Consider the following 222-nt stretch of genomic DNA (forward strand, 5'->3'; position numbering starts at 1 on the left):
ACGGCTCGGTGCCGTCCACCGGTCAGCGGCGCCCTGGCCTCCCACGGGCTGGCCCCGCAGTACTCTCGGCGCGATGGGGCTTAGCTTCCGGGTTCGGAACGGGACCGGGCGTGCCCCCCATGCTCTGGCCGCTGACCGGTGGGCGGCGCCCACCGTTACGGTGATCTGGGTCTCATCTACGTGCCCTGGGGGCCGCATGGCGCATAGGGGAGGTGACTCGGG

At 72.5% G+C, this 222-nt stretch carries 1 rRNA gene; it reads right to left on the reverse strand.

Going from position 1 to position 222, the window contains the following annotated elements:
• Positions 1–20: 20 nt before the first annotated feature.
• Positions 21–136: ribosomal RNA gene (gene rrf, locus DW024_RS09150) — 5S ribosomal RNA — on the reverse strand.
• Positions 137–222: the final 86 nt, after the last annotated feature.

Source organism: Collinsella sp. AF37-9 (assembly GCF_003475115.1).
Taxonomy (GTDB): Bacteria; Actinomycetota; Coriobacteriia; order Coriobacteriales; family Coriobacteriaceae; genus Collinsella.